Raw genomic sequence first — 16,231 nt, 5'->3', positions numbered from 1 at the left:
TATTGAAGCCTATCGCAGGCAAATACTACGGTCAAGGTAGGAAATTAGACGCTATTGACGGCCTTTGGCACGTGCTTGAGCAGGGGAAACGAGGTAGGCGCGGAGAAAAAGATCGGTCGCGTCCGCGCAGATCTCGTCGATTTCCCAAGGGGACAGCTGGAGCGTGCCATATTTGGATCGCTGCTGTCCCTCATAGGTGAGCTGGGACACGAAATGCGCCGCCGCGCGGTCCGGCCGGTCGGCGCTCAGCACGCCCTGGGCGGTCAGCACGGCGACCCGCTGGATCAGCCAGCCGAGCAGCTTCGGGCCCGACTGCGGCTCGTCCGCGCCGCAGGAGCGGTGCAGCTGCGGGTGGTGCGACACCTCGGCGATGATGAGCCGGCGCAGCGCCGACACCTCGGGGTCGAGGGTCGCGGCGAGGAACTGCCGGCCGAGCCGCACCAGGTCCTCCGCCAGTGCGGCCGGGTCGGTCAGCAGCGACTCGTCGAGCTCGGTGTCCCGGTCGGCGCCGGTGCGTGCCTCGTCGACCACCGCGACGAACAGCCGCTCCTTGTCGCCGAAGTGGTTGTAGATGGTCTGCTTCGACACGCCCGCCTCGGCCGCGATCGTGTCGAGATTGGCGCGCTCATAGCCGGCGGTGATGAAGATCCGGGTCGCCGCCCGCATGATGGCGGTGCGCTTGCCGGGCAGCCCTCTCGGCGCGCTTTCGGGCAGTGTGGCCTGCGCCGCCGTCGTCGTGCCAGCCACGCGCATCACCCTCCCCGTCCCGCCGATCATACTAGACGGTACAGTCCAGATCGCTACCAGTCCAGACCGCCGTGCACGTCCACGACGCTGCCGTTGACATAGCCGGCCGCCGCCCCGGCCAGGAACACCGCGACCGCGGCGACCTCCTCGCCGCTGCCCGGCCGGCCCGAGGCGAGCCGGGGACCGTATTTCGCCCACACCGCCGCGTTGCCGATGAGCTGCTCGCCCATGCCCTCGGCGATGATCCCGGGCGACAGGCAGTTGACCGTGATCCCGTGCGGCGCCAGTTCCACCGCCGCCGTGCGGGTCAGCGCCTCGACGGCCGCCTTCGACGCGCTGTAGGCCGCCGCGCCCGGCGTCGCCCGCGTCGCAAGGGCCGAGGACAGCGTCAGGATCCGCCCGCCACCGGCCCGTCGCAGCGCCGGGACCGCGGCCTGCACGGTGTGGAACGTGCCCGCCACGTTCGTGGTGAGCACGTCCGCGAACGCGTCCGGCGCCAGCCCGGCGACCGGCCCGGGCCGGCTCACCCCGGCGTTGGCGACGACCACGTCGACGCGGCCCAGCCGGGCCTCGACGCGGTCGAACAGCTCCCGCACCGAGTGCGGGTCGGTCACGTCCACCTTCTCGTCCGGCGGCTCCGCGGACCGCGCCGCGACCACCACCGTCGCGCCGTGCGCGGCGAACGCCGCCGCGATCGTCCTGCCGATGCCCCGGGTCCCCCCGGTCACCACGGCCACCCGTCCTGACAGACTCATACCGCCACGCCACCTCCGCCTCGCCGCGGCGCCGGCCCGGGCAGGCCGCCTGTGATCCGCTCGTTGCCGACAGCCTCCGCACGGGTGCTACACAACACCTGGAGCCCCCCTCCAGCCCGTTCGTGGGCGCGGCTCCATCGAGCACTGTCAGCGTCGAGACATGGCAGATGCGAGGCGAGACCGGCGCCGGGTGGCGATCACCGGCATCGGGGTGGTCGCTCCCGGCGGGGTCGGCACGAAGGCGTTCTGGGCGCTGCTCACCAGCGGGCGGACCGCGACCCGGACCATCACCGCGTTCGACGCGAGCGCGTTCCGCTCCAGGGTCGCCGCGGAGTGCGACTTCGACCCGGCGGCCGCCGGGCTGACCCAGCAGGAGATCCGGCGGATGGACCGGGCGGCGCAGTTCGCCGTCGTCGCGGCCCGCGAGGCGCTCGCCGACAGCGGCCTCGACTTCGGGTCCGAAGCGCAGGCCCGCGACCCGGGCCGGATCGCGACCGTCATCGGCAGCGCCGTCGGCGCGACCACCAGCCTGGAGCGCGAATACGCGGTCGTCAGCGACGCCGGCCGGCACTGGCACGTCGACCCGCGCTACGCGGTGCCGCACCTCTACGACTACCTGGTGCCGAGCTCCCTCGCGGCCGAGGTCGCCTGGGCCGCCGGCGCGGAAGGGCCCGCCGCGGTCGTGTCGACCGGGTGCACGTCCGGCCTCGACGCCCTCGGGCACGCCGCCGACCTGATCCGCGAGGGCTCCGCGGACGTCGTCGTGGCCGGCGCCACCGACGCGCCGATCTCACCGATCACGGTCGCCTGCTTCGACGCGATCAAGGCCACCACCGCCCGCAACGACGACCCCGAGCACGCCTCGCGGCCGTTCGACCGCAGCCGTGACGGCTTCGTCCTCGGCGAGGGCTCGGCGGTGTTCGTCCTGGAGGAGCTCACCGCCGCACGGGCCCGTGGCGCCCGGGTCTACGCCGAGATCGCGGGGTTCGCCGGGCGCGCCAACGCGTTCCACATGACCGGGCTGCGCCCCGACGGGGTGGAGATGGCCGAGGCGATCCGGGTCGCGCTCGACGAGGCCCGCCTCGACCCGACCGCCGTGGACTACATCAACGCCCACGGCTCCGGCACGAAGCAGAACGACCGGCACGAGACCGCAGCGGCGAAGCTGAGCCTCGGCGCGCACGCGTACCGGACCCCGGTCAGCTCGATCAAGTCGATGGTCGGGCACTCGCTCGGCGCGATCGGCTCCATCGAGATCGCCGCGAGCGCCCTCGCGATCGAGCACGGCGTCATCCCGCCGACGGCGAACCTGCACGAACCCGACCCCGAATGCGACCTGGACTACGTGCCGCTGCACGCCCGGGAACAGCGCACCGACACCGTCCTGTCCGTCGGCAGCGGCTTCGGCGGCTTCCAGAGCGCCATGGTGCTGGTGCGGCCATGACCGCCGTCATCACGGGCATCGGTGTCGTCGCGCCCAACGGCTTCGGGACCGGGGAGTACTGGCAGGCCACCCTCGAGGGTCGCGGCGGCATCGGCCGGATCACCCGGTTCGACCCCGAACGGTATCCGGCCCGCCTGGCCGGGGAGGTCCGCGGGTTCGAGCCGCGCCGGCACCTGCCCAGCCGGCTGCTGCCGCAGACCGACCACATGACCCGTCTCGCGCTCGTCGCCGCAGACCTCGCCCTCACCGACGCCGGCCTCGACCCGGCGGCCCTGCCCGCGTACAGCGCCGGGGTCGTCACCGCCAGCGCCTCCGGCGGCTTCGAGTTCGGCCAGCGGGAGCTGGAGAAGCTGTGGAGCCTCGGCGGCGAGCACGTCAGCGCCTACCAGTCCTTCGCCTGGTTCTACGCGGTGAACACCGGGCAGATCTCGATCCGGCACGGCCTGCGCGGCCCGAGCGGCGTCCTCGTCACTGAACAGGCCGGCGGCCTCGACGCCCTCGCCCAGGCCCGCCGGCACATCCGCAAAGGCATCCCGGTCGTGCTGTCCGGCGGCGTCGACAGCGCCCTGTGCCCGTGGGGCTGGATCGCGCAGGTCGCCAACGGGCGGGTCGCCACCGGCGAGGACCCCGCGACCGCGTACCGGCCGTTCCACCGCGACGCCGCCGGCTACGTTCCCGGCGAGGGCGGCGCGATCCTCGTCGTCGAGGACCCGGCGGCGGCGGCCGCCCGCGGTGCCGTGCCGGTCGCGGTCGTCGCCGGGTACGCCGCGACGTTCGACCCGCCGCAGGGCACCGACCGGCCCGGCACGCTGCGCAGGGCGATCGAGATCGCGCTGGCGGACGCCGGTACCGGCGCCGCCGACATCGACGTGGTCTTCGCCGACGCGGCAGGGGTGCCTGCCCTGGACCGCGCCGAGGCCGACGCGCTCACCGCCGTGTTCGGCGCGCGCGGGGTGCCGGTGACCGCGCCGAAGACGATGACCGGCCGGCTCGCGTCCGGCGGCGCCGCGCTCGACGTCGCCACCGCGGCCCTGGCGCTGCGCGACGGCGTGGTCCCGCCGACCGTCAACGTCGGCGTCCCCGCGCACGACCTGGACCTGGTCACCGAGGCCCGGCCGGCCCGGCTGCGCACGGCCCTGGTCCTCGCCCGCGGCTACGGCGGCTTCAACGCGGCCGTCGTCCTGCACCACCCGACAGCAGCAGCACACAGACAAGGAGCAGCAGTATGAGCGGCAACGACCTGACCGTCGACGGGGTCCGTGAGCTTCTGCGCGAGGTCGCCGGCGAGGACGAGACCGGCAGCCTCGACGGCGACATCGGCGCGGTGCCGTTCGAGGACCTCGGCTACGACTCCCTCGCGCTGCTGGAGCTCGCCGGCCGGGTCGAGCGCGACTACCGGGTCCGGCTCGCCGACGACACCGTCGTGCAGGCCCGCACCCCCGACGAGTTCGTCGGGCTGGTCAACCGGGCCAGGGTCGGTGCCCGGTGAGTTTCACCCTCTGCGCCGGCTGCCGGATCCCTTTGTACGGGCCGAGACTGGCCCGCAACCTGGGCGTGTGCCCCGAGTGCGGGCACCACCACCGGCTGACCGCCCACGAACGCGTCGCCCAGCTCCTCGACCCGGGCAGCGCGCGGCCGCTCGACACGACCGCCGTGGACGCCGACCCGCTGGAGTTCGACGCCTACGGCGCGAAGGTCGAGCGGGCCCGCGCCACGACCGGGCTCGCCGAGGCCGTCGTCTGCGTGCGCGGCAGCATCGGCGGCGTCGCCGTCGTCGCGGCCGTCATGGACTTCCGGTTCCTCGGCGGCAGCCTCGGCTCCGCCGTCGGTGAGCTCGTCACCCGCGCCGCGGAGACCGCGCTCGCGCAACGCTGCCCGCTGCTGCTCGTCCCCGCGTCCGGCGGGGCACGGATGCAGGAGGGCGCCGTCGCGCTCATGCAGATGGCGAAGACCAGCCAGGCGATCGGTCAGCTCGACGAGGCCGGCATCCTCACCGTCGCGCTCATCACCGACCCCACGTACGGCGGCGTCGCGGCCTCCTACGCCTCCCTGTGCGACGTGACGATCGCCGAACCCGGCGCCCGGCTCGGGTTCGCCGGGCCGCGGGTCATCGAGCAGACCATCGGCCGGCGGCTGCCCGCCGGCTTCCAGACCGCCGAGTTCCTCCTCGAACACGGCCTCGTCGACGCGGTCCGGCCCCGGGCGGTGCTGCGGGACACGCTGGCGCGGATCGTCGCCGTCGGCAGCCGCCGCGAGGCGGCCCCGCACCCGGTGCCCGCCGAGGACGTCGTCATCCGTGACCCGGACGGCCTGGAGGACCGTGACGCGTGGGAGACGGTGCGGCTCGCCCGCGACATCGGCCGGCCCAGCACCGCCGACCACCTCGAACGCGTCTTCACCGACGTCGAGCGGCTGCACGGCGACCGGATCTCCGGCGAGTGCCCGGCCGTCATCGGCGCCCTCGCCCGGCTCGACGGCATCCCCGTCGTCGTCATCGGCCACCAGAAGGGACACACCGCCAAGGAGCTCGCCCGCAGCCGGTACGGGATGCCGACACCCGCCGGATACCGCAAGGCGGCCCGGCTGATGCGCCTCGCCGCGAAGCTCGGCCTGCCGGTGATCACGCTCGTCGACACCCCCGGCGCGTACCCGGGACCCGAGGCCGAGGAGCAGGGGCAGGCGGTCGCCATCGCCGAGAACCTGCGGCTCATGGCCGGCCTGCCTGTGCCCGTCGTCGCCGTCGTCACCGGCGAGGGCGGCAGCGGCGGGGCCCTGGCTTTGGCCCTCGCGAACCGGGTCCTCGTCCTGGCCAACGGCGTCTACTCCGTCATCAGCCCCGAGGGGTGCGCGGCGATCCTGTGGAACGACCCGGCGCAGGCGCCGCGGGCCGCCCGGTCGCTGCGGCTGCGCCCCGCCGACCTGCTGCGCCTCGGCGTCGTCGACGGGGTCGTGCCCGAGCCGCCCGGCGGCGCGGCGACCGACCACGCCGAGGCGGCCCGGCTGCTGCGCGCCGCGCTCGTCACCGAGCTGCGCGCCCTGCTCCCGCTCAACGCGCCACGGCTCATCGTCGGCCGGCACGCCCGCTTCCGCCGCTTCGGCGCCCCCGTCGACCAGGTGGCGGCATGACCACCGTCGCGGAGCCGGACGCGGCCGGGGTCCTCGACGCCGTCCGCCGCACAGTGCTGCTGCTCGCCACCGAGGCGGGCGCCCGGCCGGACCTGGTCCGGGTGACCGCCGGCGACGTGACCGTCGAGGTCTCCTTCGCCGCGGGCGGGGCGACGGCGGTGCGGGCGCCGGTCGTACCGGCACCGCCGCCGACGCACCGGGAGACGCTGACGTCCCCGGCGGTCGGGGTGTTCTACCGGGCACCGGAGCCCGGCACGGCGCCGTTCGTCGCGGTCGGTGACGTGGTCTCGGTGGGGCAGCAGATCGGCATCGTCGAGGCGATGAAGCTGATGATCCCGATCCACGCCGAACGGGCCGGCCGCATCGCCGAGGCCCTCGCCGGCGACGGCGCGCCCGTCGAGTACGGCGAGCCGCTCTTCGCCCTCGACGGCGGGTGACGGCGGTGTTCGGGACCGTCCTGATCGCCAACCGCGGCGAGATCGCGCTGCGGGTCGCCCACACCTGCCGGGAGCTCGGCATCCGCGTCGCCGCCGTGCACTCCACAGTGGACCGGGAGTCGGCGGTGGTGCGCTACGCCGACGAGACCGTCCAGATCGGACCGCCACCGGCGAAGCGGAGCTACCTCGACTACGCCGCCGTGCTCGCCGCCGCCGAACGGGTCGGCGCCGACGCGATCCACCCCGGCTACGGCTTCCTGTCCGAGGATCCGGAGTTCGCGGAGGCGTGCGCGGCGGCCGGGTTCGTGTTCATCGGCCCGCCGCCGAAGGTGATCGCCGCGCTCGGCGACAAGACCGCTGCCCGCGCGCTGATGGCCGACGCCGGGCTGCCGCTCCTGCCGGGCAGCCGCGAGCCGGTCACCACCGCCGCGCGGGCCAGGTCGATCGCCGACGGCGTCGGCTACCCGGTCATCGTGAAGGCCGCGGCCGGCGGTGGCGGGCGCGGCATGCGGGTCGTGGACCGCGCCGCCGACCTCGCCGACACCTACCTGCGCACCCGCGCCGAGGCGCAGGCGCTGTTCGGCGACGACCGGGTCTACGTCGAGCGGTACCTGCCACGCGGCCGGCACGTCGAGATCCAGGTCCTCGCCGACGCCCACGGCGCCGCGGTGCACCTCGGCGAGCGCGACTGCTCCGTGCAGCGCCGGCACCAGAAGCTCATCGAGGAGACCCCGGCACCCGGCGTACCGCGCGACGTCGTCGCCCGCATGGGGGAGGCCAGCGTCCGCGGCGCCCTGGCCGCCGGGTACGTCGGCGCCGGCACCTTCGAGTACCTGCTCGACGACGCCGGCGGCTTCTTCTTCCTGGAGGTGAACTGCCGCATCCAGGTCGAGCACCCGGTCACCGAGGCGGTCACCGGCCTCGACCTGGTCGCCGAGCAGCTGCGGATCGCCGCGGGCGAGCCGCTCGGCTACACCCAGGCCGACGTCACCGCACGCGGTGTGGCGATCGAGTGCCGGGTCAACGCCGAGGACCCGGCCCGCGACTTCGCACCCGCGCCCGGCCGCCTGGAGGAGTTCGTGGCGCCCGGCGGCCCGTTCGTGCGGGTCGACACGCACGCCTACCCGGGCTACAGCGTCCCGTCGGCGTACGACCCGCTGCTGGCGAAGCTCGTCGTGTGGGCGCCGGACCGGGCCACCGCCATCGCCCGCAGCCGCCGCGCCCTTGCCGACTTCCGGGTCGCCGGGCCGGGCGTGCACACCACCGCCGGCTTCCTGCGCGACGTCCTCGCCGACGCGTCGTTCCGCGCCGGCACCCACGACACCGGGCTCGTCGCCCGGCTGCAAGCCCTGAAGGAGGAGCAATGACCGAGACCCCCCGGCACGCGCTGGTCACCGGGGCCACCAGCGGGATCGGCCTGGCCGTCGCCCGCACGCTCGCCGGCGCCGGCCTGGCCGTCTACCTGTGCGCCAGGGACGCCGACGCCGTCGCCCTGACCGTGAAGGAGCTGCGCGACGAGGGCCTGGACGTCGACGGGCAGGCCGCCGACGTCCGCGACACCGGCCAGATCCGCACCCTCGTCGCCGGCGCCGTGCGACGCTTCGGCCCGGTCGGCGTGCTCGTCAACAACGCCGGCCGCAGCGGCGGCGGGGTCACCTCGACCATCGGCGACGAGCTGTGGGACGACGTCATAGCCACCAACCTCACCGCCGTGTTCCACGTGACCCGGGAGGTGCTCACCGCCGGCGGCCTCGACGGGCGCCCCGGCGGGCGGATCATCAACATCGCCTCCACCGGCGGCAAGCAGGGTGTGGTGCTCGGCGCGCCGTACTCCGCGTCCAAGCACGGCGTCATCGGCTTCACCAAGGCCCTCGGGCTGGAGCTGGCCCGCACCGGCGTCACCGTCAACGCGGTCTGCCCCGGCTACGTCGAGACCCCGATGGCGCAACGGGTCCGGGCCGGCTACGCCGCCGCGTGGCAGACCACCGACGACGACGTGCTCGACAGGTTCCAGGCGAAGATCCCGCTCGGCCGGTACTCCACGCCCGAGGAGGTCGCCGCCCTCGTCGGCTACCTCGTCACGCCCGCCGCCGCCCCCATCACCGCCCAGGCACTGAATGTCTGCGGCGGGCTCGGCAACTACTAGGATTCGAGGACTGACGATGGCTTCGCAGGAAGCGGTACACGAGATCACCGTCGCCGCGCCGCCCGACCGGGTCTACGCGCTGCTCGCCGACGCCGCCGGGTGGCCGGCGCTCTTCCCGCCGACCGTGCACGCCGTGGTCTCCGCCGTCGCGCCGCACCGTGAGCGGCTGCAGCTGTGGGCGACCGCGAACGGCGCGGTGAAGGCGTGGACGTCGCTGCGCACCCTCGACCCCACGACCCACAGGATCACGTTCCGGCAGGAGGTGTCCACACCGCCGGTCGCCGGGATGGGCGGCGAATGGCACGTGCAGGAGACCGGTGGCGGGCACAGCAGGGTGCGGCTCACCCACACGTACAGCGCGATCGGCGACGACCCGGCGGGGCTGGCCTGGATCGAGGAGGCGATCGAACGCAACAGCGGCGCCGAGCTCGCCGCGCTGCGCGCCGGGGCCGAACGCACCGACCCGGACCTCGACCTCACCTTCGAGGATTCGGTGGAGTTCGCCGGTACCGCCGCCGACGCGCACGCCTTCATCTGGGCCGCGCGGGAGTGGCCGGCGCGGCTGCCGCACGTGGTCGGCGTCGAGCTGGCCGAGGAGCCGGCCGGGGTGCAGCGGCTCAGGATGGAGACGCTCGCCAAGGACGGCTCCAGCCACACCACCGAGTCGATCCGGGTCGGCCTGCCGGACCTGAGCGTCGTGTACAAGCAGACCCAGCCGCCCGCGCTGCTGAGCGTCCACACGGGACGGTGGACGTTCGAGGAACGCGACGGGGTGGTGAAGGCGACGTCCCAGCACCGGGTCGTGCTGCGCCCCGACGCGGTCGAGCGGGTCCTCGGCGCCGGCAGGACGATAGCCGACGCGCGGACCTTCGTGCGCGAGGCGCTCGGCGCCAACAGCCTCGCGACCCTGCGCCACGTCGGTGGGGTGGTCGCGTGACGACCGCCGTCGACACCGGGCTCTACCAGCGGGTACAGCAGTTCTACGCGGTGCAGATGCGGCTGCTCGACGAGGGCCGCGCCGAGGAGTGGGCGGACACGTTCACCGAGGACGGCGAGTTCGGCCAGGACCGCCGGCCCGAGCCGCGCCGGGGCCGGGCCGAGATCGGCGGCCGCCTGCGCAAGGCCGCGGACGCGCTCGCCGCCCGCGGCGTGCTCCGCCGGCACTGGCTCGGCATGCTCGCCGTCGACCCGCGACCCGATGGCACGGTGGCGACCCGGTACTACGCGCTGGTCATCGAGACCCCCGCGGGCGGACCGTCGGCGCTGCACCTGAGCACCGCCGCCGACGACGTCCTGGTCCCGTCCGGCGACACGTTCCTGGTCCGCCGCCGCTACGTCGTGCACGACGGCTGGACCCCGTGACACCGGAGCCGTTCTACGTGCGGCAGCTGCACCTGCTGGACGCCGGTGAGGTGGACGCGTGGGCGGCCACCTTCACCGGCGACGCGGTCTTCACCCAGGTCGCCCCGACCGGCCGCACGTTCGCCGGCGGGGCGCCCGCGCAGCGCCGCGGCCGGGCGGCGATCGCCGACGCGCTGCGGGCCGCGGTGGCCAAGCGCGCCGGGTCCGCCGTCGTCCGCCGGTACTGGCTGGGCATGCTCACCGCCGACCCGCTGCCGGACGGCTCGCTGCGGACCCGGTTCGCCGCCTTCAACGTGGAGACCCCGCCCGGCGGGCGCCCGGTCGTCCACAACAGCACCACCGGCGAGGACCTGCTGGTCCCGGCCCCGGCCGGCGGCTGGCTCGTCGCCACCCGCCGCATCACCCACGACGCCGCCCGGTGATCAGACGGGGAGCGCCTTCTTGCCGAGGCCCTTGATCGAGGCGCGGACCTTCTTGCCCGGGTCGAGCAGGGCGACGCAGCGCTGGGTGCGGTCGCCGAGGTCCCACGCCTCCTTGTCGAAGCCGTCCCAGCCGATCCCGATGTCATCTCGGGAGCTCAGCTGGGACTCGGTGAGGCCGAGGTACTTCGCCGCCATGGGCCAGCAGCGTTCGCTCGTCCACTTCCTCAGCTGCTCATCGTCGGGGAGGTCGCCGCTGACGCCCACGCCGACCTGGACGGTGCCGACGAACTCGGCCTCGTGCGGCTGTGCGCAGTCGATCGCGGTCATCGCGTTGACGTTGCTCCACCAGCCGTCGGAGCCCTTGTCGCCGTTGACGTCGAGGCAGCGGGCGGCCTTCGGCGCGGCGCCGGTCAGGGAGTCCTTGAGCGACCCGGTGGTCATCGAGATCCGGCCGTAGAGGTCGCTGAGCGCGTTGACCGAGCAGAGGAACGAGCGCAGGCCGCCCTCCCACGCCGCCCGTCCGGGCATCTGCACGTTGATGCCGAGCAGGCCGGTGTGCCAGTCGGCGCCGGCGTACGCGTCGACGGCGGCGCCGCACGTCTTGTACGCCGCCCGCAGCGCCTCGCGGCCCGCCTCGGTGTCCATCTGCGGCGGCACGGGCCGCTGGGCGGCGCTGCCCTCGACGGTGCCGACCAGGACCACCTCGTACGTGTGCTCGCGGTCGCACGGGATCGTGCCGCCGCGCACCGTCAGCGGGTTGAACGTCGTCGTCGCCGCGGTGCCGTCCAGGCACGCACCGGCGACCGGCAGGTCGAACTTCGGCGCGGCGAGGGGCTGCCAGTCGTCGGCGAGGTCGCCGTCGGTGCCGGTGGGGCGCAGGGCGCAGCCGGACACGGCGAGCAGCAGCCCGGCGAGCACGGCGGCGATCGCCGCCCGGGCGGTCGTCGTCATACCGGCAGTCCTTTCGTGCCGAGGCCGCGCATCGACGCGCGGACCTGTTTGCCGGGGCGGACCAGGGCGAAGCAGCGCAGGTGCCGGTCGCCGGCGGCCCATTGGAACGCGTCCATGAGGTCCCAGGACATGGCGATGTCGTCGCGCCGGTCGAGTTCGGCCTCGGTGACGCCGACGAACTTGGCCACGATCGTCCAGCAGCGGTCGCCGGCCCACTTGTCCAGCAGTGCCGTGGTGGGCAGCGTGCCGCCGGCGCCGGTGCCGATCTGCATGGTCCCGGCGAACTCGCCCTCGTGCGGGGTGGCGCAGTCGGCCGGTCGAAGCGCGTCGAGCCGGTCCCACCAGCCGTCCGCCCCCGCGGCGCCGGTGAGCTTGAAGCAGCGCATGGCGTGCGGGGCGGCGCCGGCGAGCGCTCCCTTGAGGGTGCCGGTGGTGTACTGGGTCTCACCGTAGGCGTCGCTCAGCGAGAGCACCGAGCAGATGTAGGAGCGCAGCCCGCCCTGCCACGTCCGGCTGTTGGGCTGCCGCACGTCGATGGTGAGCATGCCGGTGTGCCACTCGGCGCCGACATATTCGGTGACCGCCTTGCCGCAGGCCGTGTACGCCGCCTGGAACGCCTCGCTGCCGGGGGCCGGCGGCTGGGACGCCTGTGCGGCGACACCCTCGACGGTGCCGATCAGCACGACCTCGAGGGTGTGGGACCGGTCGCAGTCGATCGGTGTGGCCACGGTGTATTCCGGGTCGAACGGCCCCTTGGGCGTGGCGGTCAGGCACGCGCCGACGGCGGGCAGTTCGACCTTCGGCGGTGCGAGGGCCTGCCAGTCGTCGAGCAGGTCGGCGTCGGTGCCGGACGGGCGCAGGGCGCAGCCGGACACGGCGAGCAGCAGCCCGGCGAGCACGGCGGCGGTCGGCGTGCGGGCAGGCGTCTTCATGCGTTCGTGTCTCCCCCGTGAGACCCACCAGATGGTGGAGGACCTGACTGTCGGCGTCAGGCGCCCACGATGTCAACGGCCGTCCGGGCGGATCCCGCTGGCTAAGCGGCGCAGGGGAGTGGACCGCCGTTCCACGCGACCATGTCGGCGAAGACCGGGGCGGACGGCAGGTAGGTGCCGGGCGGTGCGCCGGTCCGTTCGGCGTAGGCGCGGTGCAGGTTGGCGACGAGGCGCTCCGGCTCGCCCCACCCGGCGAAGTCGCCGAGGTCGGTGTCCAGCGCCGTCTGCAGGGGGGTCAGCCCGGCGGCGAGGCCACGGCCGGCGAGGTCGTCGAGCCAGTGCAGGTAGGCGGTTGCGGCGTGCAGCGCCTCCGGGCCGGCGACCGGGCCGTGCCCGCCGACGACCACCGCCGGGTCCAGCGCGGCGAGGGCGGCGATCGCGTGCAGGCTGCCGTGGACGGAGCCCATCAGGACGAACGGCGTGTGTCCCGGCATGACCACGTCGCCGGTGAACAGGACCCGTTGCTCGGGCAGCCACGCCACGACGTCGCCGGTGGTGTGTGCCGGGCCGGGATGCCACAGCCGCACCTCGGTCCGTCCGATGTGGAGGGTGAGCCGGTCGGTGAACGTGAGCCCCGGCAGCACGAGGGGCTGTGCGCCCCAGTCGACGGCCGGCCAGACCTGGCGCAGCGCGGTGCCCCGGGCGGCCATGTCGTGGCGGGTGGCGGTGTGGGCGACGACCGTGGCGGGCGGGGCGAAGACGGCGTTGCCGAGGGTGTGGTCGCCGTGGTGGTGGGTGTTGACGACGACGCCGGGTGGCGCCGGGGCGAGCCGCCGGACCGCGTCGCGCAGGGCCAGGGCCCGGGACTCGGTGGCGGCGGTGTCGACGAGCAGCGCGGCGCCGCCGTCGTGGACGACCCCGGCGTTGTTGACGCACCAGCCGCCGTCCGCCTGCACGTACGCGTGAACACCGTCCGCGACCTCATGGAGGCTCACGAGGGTCCGGTGCCGACGGACACGACCTCGCAGACGTGCGGGTCGCCGGTGGAGACGGTGGAGACGCGCAGCGCGGTGCGGAAGGCCTCCTGCGACGTGGCGGTGCGGAAGGCGGCGAGGTCGCGCCACTCGGCGATGTTGACGTAGACGCCGGGGTCGGTGGTGGAGCGCACGAGCTGGTAGCGGACCAGGCCCGGCTGGGCGCGGAAGAACGTGGCGACGTCGGCGTAGATCCGTTCGAGGTCCTCGGCCGGGCCGGTGAGCCGCAACGTGTTGACGAACACGACGGTGGTCATGTCCCGAGGTTGGACCGCCCGGGTACAGCACGGCCCCAGCCGTCCTGGAGCCACGCTGTACCCGTACTTGCCCTACTAGACTCGTAGGTCTAACGTAATAGACTCGCAAGTCCAAAACCGGAACACAGGGAGTGATCATGGCAAGCACCGAGGCCCCAACGGGGGAGACCGGGCGCCGGGGACCCGACTGGGCCGTGCTGTCGCTGCTCTGCCTCGGGCAGGTGATGGTGGTGCTGGACGTCTCGATCGTCAACGTCGCGCTGCCCGCCATCCGGGCCGACCTCGGCTTCACCGACTCCGGCCTGCAATGGGTCGTCAACGCCTACACGCTGACCTTCGCCGGCTTCCTGCTGCTCGGCGGCCGCGCCGCCGACCTCTTCGGCCGGCGCCGCATGTTCATCACCGGCCTGGTGCTCTTCACCGCCGCCAGCCTCGTCGGCGGCCTCGCCCAGGACGAGCTCACCCTCATCGTCGCCCGCGGCGCCCAGGGCCTCGGCGGCGCGATCCTCTCCCCGGCCACCCTCACCCTGCTCACCACCACCTTCGTCGAGGCGCCGAAGCGGGCCAGGGCGATGGCCGCCTGGAGCGCGGTCTCCGGCGGCGGCGCCGCCATCGGCTCCCTTCTCGGCGGCGTGCTCACCGACCTCATCAACTGGCGCTGGATCCTCTTCGTCAACGTCCCGATCGGCCTGGCCGCGATCGTCGCCGCGCTGCGCGTGCTGCCCCTGGGCCGCCCCGAGCCGGCCGCCGGCCCGCGCCGTCTCGACCTGCTCGGCTCGCTGCTGGTCACGGCCGGTCTCGTCGCCGTCGTGTACGGCACCGTCAACAGCCAGGGCCACGGCTGGGTGGACCCGGTCACCTACGGCCCGCTCGGCGCCGGCGTGGTGCTGCTCGCATGGTTCGTCCTGCACGAGGCGAAGGTCGCCGAGGCGCCCGTCGTGCCGCTGCGCCTGTTCGCCTCACGCGGCATCACCGTGGCCAACCTCGTCATGTTCTGGCTCGGCTGCGCCGTCATCGCGCACTTCTTCTTCCTGTCGCTGTACATGCAGAACGTCCTCGCCTACGACGCCCTCGCCGCGGGGCTCGCCTTCCTGCCGGGCGCGATCGCGATGACCGCCGGCGCCTACGCCGGCCCGGTCCTGCTCAAGCGCGTCGGCGTCCGCCCGCTGCTGATCGGCGGCCCGCTGCTGTCCGGCGCCGGCCTCGCCTGGCTGTCGGTGATCCCGGTCCGCGGCTCCTACGCCGCCGACCTGCTGGTGCCGATGATCCTGGTGACCCTCGGCGCCGGCATCGCGATGACGCCCCTCGCGATCACCGCCACGTCGGGCATCCCACGGCACGAGGCGGGCCTCGCCTCCGGCGTCATCAACACCACCCGTCAGGTCGGCGGCTCCCTCGGCCTCGCGGTCCTCGCCACGATCGGCGCCACCCGCGCGCAGCACCTCCTCGACGCGGGCACCGCACAGGCCGGCGCGGTCGTCTCCGGCTACCGCCTCGCGTTTCTGGTCGGGGCGGCGTTCGCGGTGGTCGGCGCGCTCACGTCGATCGCGGCCCCCGGCCCGGCCCCGGCACCCGCCGCGGCCCCGGAGGCGACCCCGGCGCCCGCCGCCACCACCGCCGAACCGGCCAAGTCGGCGTCCTGATTCGGCAACGCACCGCGACGCCCGGCGTGCACGGTCAGCGGAAGGCGGTGACGTGATCCTCGGCCCACTGGCGGAAGCCGCGCGGTGCCCTGCCCGTCACGTCCCGGACCGTGGGCAGGACCCGCGCCCGGAAGGGACCGGCCGCGGCGCGCGCGGACAGCACCGCGTCGACCACCGCCGCGGGCACCCGCCGCGCCATCGCGGCCCGCGCCTCGTCCAGGCCCAGCTCCTCGAAGCGCACCGGCCTGCCGAGCACCTCGGCGAGGACCGCGGCCTGCTCGGCGGGGCTGATCGCGGCGGGGCCGCTCAGCGGCAGCACCGCGCCGTCGTGGCCACCGGCGAGCGCCGCGACCACCACCGCGGCGATGTCGCGCGGGTCCACGATGGACGCCCGCAGGTCGCCGAAGGGCGCCCGCACCACCGCGGCGTCCCGTACCGAAGCGGCCCACTCCAACGCGTTGGACATGAAGCCGCCCGGTCGCACGATCGTCCACGGTGGACCGGCGTCCCGCACCGCGCGTTCCCCGTCGGCGTGCCAGCGGCCCAGGACGCCGTCGGGATCCTCCTCCGCGGCGAGCGACGACAGCGCGACGAGCCGTGCCACGCCGGCCTTCGCCGCCGCCCGCGCGAGGTTCGCGTCGTGCTCGGCCTTCCGCGGCCCGACGGACAGCAAAAACACCCGGTCCACACCGTCCAGTGCGGACGGCAGGCCACCGGGGTCGCCGAGGTCACCGGCGACGAGCTCGACACCGCCCGGCAGCAGCGCCGCCGCCCGTGCCGGGTCACGGGTCAGCGCGCGCACCGGCTCGCCCGCGTCGAGCAGCTGCCGCAGGACCGCACGTCCGACGGTGCCGGTGGCACCGGTCAACAGGATCGTCATACGTCCGTGTGTAGCCGCCGCCGCTCCAGCCCCACTGGAGTGGAGTCGGGCTCCACGGCCGCTCCAGCGGCCGCTTCTAGCGTCGGGCAGCAGCG

Annotated in this window: 18 protein-coding genes; 11 read left to right on the top strand and 7 right to left on the bottom strand. The window is 74.5% G+C overall.

Annotated features, from left to right (window positions below):
• Positions 1–51: 51 nt before the first annotated feature.
• Both ACZ6TV_RS28585 and ACZ6TV_RS28580 read right to left on the bottom strand, forming a co-directional pair.
• Entirely contained in the window at positions 52–747 is a 696-nt protein-coding gene (locus tag ACZ6TV_RS28585) for a TetR/AcrR family transcriptional regulator (protein WP_465300368.1), read from the bottom strand.
• Between the two features lie 53 nt (positions 748–800).
• Positions 801–1,502, bottom strand: a complete 702-nt coding sequence (locus tag ACZ6TV_RS28580) for an SDR family NAD(P)-dependent oxidoreductase (RefSeq protein ID WP_465300367.1) — start codon at positions 1,500–1,502, stop codon at positions 801–803.
• A 160-nt stretch (positions 1,503–1,662) separates the two neighbouring features.
• On the opposite strand from ACZ6TV_RS28580, the gene ACZ6TV_RS28575 reads away from it, so the two are divergent.
• The 10 genes from ACZ6TV_RS28575 to ACZ6TV_RS28530 are packed head-to-tail and all read left to right on the top strand — an operon-like array spanning position 1,663 to position 10,439.
• Positions 1,663–2,946 carry a beta-ketoacyl-[acyl-carrier-protein] synthase family protein gene (locus tag ACZ6TV_RS28575; RefSeq protein ID WP_465300366.1) on the top strand — a complete coding sequence of 428 codons (1,284 nt, stop codon included), beginning with the start codon at positions 1,663–1,665 and terminating at the stop codon, positions 2,944–2,946.
• On the top strand, positions 2,943–4,175 hold the full coding sequence (locus tag ACZ6TV_RS28570) for a ketosynthase chain-length factor (protein ID WP_465300365.1): 1,233 nt from the start codon (positions 2,943–2,945) through the stop codon (positions 4,173–4,175). The genes ACZ6TV_RS28575 and ACZ6TV_RS28570 overlap by 4 nt, the downstream gene beginning before the upstream one ends.
• Positions 4,172–4,435 carry an acyl carrier protein gene (locus tag ACZ6TV_RS28565; RefSeq protein WP_465300364.1) on the top strand — a complete coding sequence of 88 codons (264 nt, stop codon included), beginning with the start codon at positions 4,172–4,174 and terminating at the stop codon, positions 4,433–4,435. Before ACZ6TV_RS28570 ends, ACZ6TV_RS28565 begins: the two co-directional genes overlap by 4 nt.
• Positions 4,432–6,072, top strand: coding sequence for a carboxyltransferase subunit alpha (gene accA, locus ACZ6TV_RS28560; RefSeq protein ID WP_465300363.1), 1,641 nt, complete (start codon positions 4,432–4,434; stop codon positions 6,070–6,072). The genes ACZ6TV_RS28565 and accA overlap by 4 nt, the downstream gene beginning before the upstream one ends.
• Positions 6,069–6,509: an acetyl-CoA carboxylase biotin carboxyl carrier protein gene (locus tag ACZ6TV_RS28555; protein ID WP_465300362.1), complete on the top strand. Its 441-nt coding sequence runs from the start codon at positions 6,069–6,071 to the stop codon at positions 6,507–6,509. The genes accA and ACZ6TV_RS28555 overlap by 4 nt, the downstream gene beginning before the upstream one ends.
• A gap of 5 nt (positions 6,510–6,514) precedes the next feature.
• Positions 6,515–7,876: an acetyl-CoA carboxylase biotin carboxylase subunit gene (locus ACZ6TV_RS28550; protein WP_465300361.1), complete on the top strand. Its 1,362-nt coding sequence runs from the start codon at positions 6,515–6,517 to the stop codon at positions 7,874–7,876.
• The gene (locus ACZ6TV_RS28545) at positions 7,873–8,655 is read left to right on the top strand and encodes an SDR family NAD(P)-dependent oxidoreductase (RefSeq protein ID WP_465300360.1); all 783 of its coding nucleotides are present in this window, start codon (positions 7,873–7,875) and stop codon (positions 8,653–8,655) included. Before ACZ6TV_RS28550 ends, ACZ6TV_RS28545 begins: the two co-directional genes overlap by 4 nt.
• Positions 8,656–8,671: 16 nt before the next feature.
• The gene (locus tag ACZ6TV_RS28540) at positions 8,672–9,592 is read left to right on the top strand and encodes an aromatase/cyclase (protein ID WP_465300359.1); all 921 of its coding nucleotides are present in this window, start codon (positions 8,672–8,674) and stop codon (positions 9,590–9,592) included.
• Positions 9,589–10,017, top strand: coding sequence for a nuclear transport factor 2 family protein (locus tag ACZ6TV_RS28535; RefSeq protein WP_465300358.1), 429 nt, complete (start codon positions 9,589–9,591; stop codon positions 10,015–10,017). Before ACZ6TV_RS28540 ends, ACZ6TV_RS28535 begins: the two co-directional genes overlap by 4 nt.
• Positions 10,014–10,439 carry a nuclear transport factor 2 family protein gene (locus ACZ6TV_RS28530; protein ID WP_465300357.1) on the top strand — a complete coding sequence of 142 codons (426 nt, stop codon included), beginning with the start codon at positions 10,014–10,016 and terminating at the stop codon, positions 10,437–10,439. The genes ACZ6TV_RS28535 and ACZ6TV_RS28530 overlap by 4 nt, the downstream gene beginning before the upstream one ends.
• On the opposite strand, the gene ACZ6TV_RS28525 is transcribed toward ACZ6TV_RS28530, so the two are convergent.
• The 4 genes from ACZ6TV_RS28525 to ACZ6TV_RS28510 form a co-directional block, all read right to left on the bottom strand.
• Positions 10,440–11,390: a septum formation family protein gene (locus ACZ6TV_RS28525; RefSeq protein WP_465300356.1), complete on the bottom strand. Its 951-nt coding sequence runs from the start codon at positions 11,388–11,390 to the stop codon at positions 10,440–10,442.
• Positions 11,387–12,322, bottom strand: coding sequence for a septum formation family protein (locus ACZ6TV_RS28520; protein WP_465300355.1), 936 nt, complete (start codon positions 12,320–12,322; stop codon positions 11,387–11,389). Before ACZ6TV_RS28520 ends, ACZ6TV_RS28525 begins: the two co-directional genes overlap by 4 nt.
• Before the next feature lie 101 nt (positions 12,323–12,423).
• Positions 12,424–13,317: an MBL fold metallo-hydrolase gene (locus ACZ6TV_RS28515; RefSeq protein ID WP_465300354.1), complete on the bottom strand. Its 894-nt coding sequence runs from the start codon at positions 13,315–13,317 to the stop codon at positions 12,424–12,426.
• Positions 13,314–13,613, bottom strand: coding sequence for an antibiotic biosynthesis monooxygenase family protein (locus tag ACZ6TV_RS28510; RefSeq protein WP_465300353.1), 300 nt, complete (start codon positions 13,611–13,613; stop codon positions 13,314–13,316). Before ACZ6TV_RS28510 ends, ACZ6TV_RS28515 begins: the two co-directional genes overlap by 4 nt.
• 137 nt (positions 13,614–13,750) lie before the next feature.
• On the opposite strand from ACZ6TV_RS28510, the gene ACZ6TV_RS28505 reads away from it, so the two are divergent.
• The gene (locus tag ACZ6TV_RS28505; RefSeq protein ID WP_465300352.1) at positions 13,751–15,256 is read left to right on the top strand and encodes an MFS transporter; all 1,506 of its coding nucleotides are present in this window, start codon (positions 13,751–13,753) and stop codon (positions 15,254–15,256) included.
• 34 nt (positions 15,257–15,290) lie between these two features.
• On the opposite strand, the gene ACZ6TV_RS28500 is transcribed toward ACZ6TV_RS28505, so the two are convergent.
• On the bottom strand, positions 15,291–16,136 hold the full coding sequence (locus ACZ6TV_RS28500) for an NAD(P)H-binding protein (RefSeq protein ID WP_465300351.1): 846 nt from the start codon (positions 16,134–16,136) through the stop codon (positions 15,291–15,293).
• Positions 16,137–16,231: the final 95 nt, after the last annotated feature.

The organism is Dactylosporangium sp. NPDC051087 (genome assembly GCF_055586325.1).
This window is presented reverse-complemented; position numbering and strand designations above follow the sequence as displayed.

Bases quoted from the DNA above. Each gene is read 5' to 3' on its own strand.
- ACZ6TV_RS28580 (WP_465300367.1), bottom strand. From the start codon at position 1,502: ATGAGTCTGTCAGGACGGGTGGCCGTGGTGACCGGGGGGACCCGGGGC.
- ACZ6TV_RS28575 (WP_465300366.1), top strand. From the start codon at position 1,663: ATGGCAGATGCGAGGCGAGACCGGCGCCGGGTGGCGATCACCGGCATC.
- ACZ6TV_RS28570 (WP_465300365.1), top strand. From the start codon at position 2,943: ATGACCGCCGTCATCACGGGCATCGGTGTCGTCGCGCCCAACGGCTTC.
- ACZ6TV_RS28565 (WP_465300364.1), top strand. From the start codon at position 4,172: ATGAGCGGCAACGACCTGACCGTCGACGGGGTCCGTGAGCTTCTGCGC.
- ACZ6TV_RS28555 (WP_465300362.1), top strand. From the start codon at position 6,069: ATGACCACCGTCGCGGAGCCGGACGCGGCCGGGGTCCTCGACGCCGTC.
- ACZ6TV_RS28545 (WP_465300360.1), top strand. From the start codon at position 7,873: ATGACCGAGACCCCCCGGCACGCGCTGGTCACCGGGGCCACCAGCGGG.
- ACZ6TV_RS28540 (WP_465300359.1), top strand. From the start codon at position 8,672: ATGGCTTCGCAGGAAGCGGTACACGAGATCACCGTCGCCGCGCCGCCC.
- ACZ6TV_RS28525 (WP_465300356.1), bottom strand. From the start codon at position 11,390: ATGACGACGACCGCCCGGGCGGCGATCGCCGCCGTGCTCGCCGGGCTG.
- ACZ6TV_RS28520 (WP_465300355.1), bottom strand. From the start codon at position 12,322: ATGAAGACGCCTGCCCGCACGCCGACCGCCGCCGTGCTCGCCGGGCTG.
- ACZ6TV_RS28510 (WP_465300353.1), bottom strand. From the start codon at position 13,613: ATGACCACCGTCGTGTTCGTCAACACGTTGCGGCTCACCGGCCCGGCC.
- ACZ6TV_RS28505 (WP_465300352.1), top strand. From the start codon at position 13,751: ATGGCAAGCACCGAGGCCCCAACGGGGGAGACCGGGCGCCGGGGACCC.
- ACZ6TV_RS28500 (WP_465300351.1), bottom strand. From the start codon at position 16,136: ATGACGATCCTGTTGACCGGTGCCACCGGCACCGTCGGACGTGCGGTC.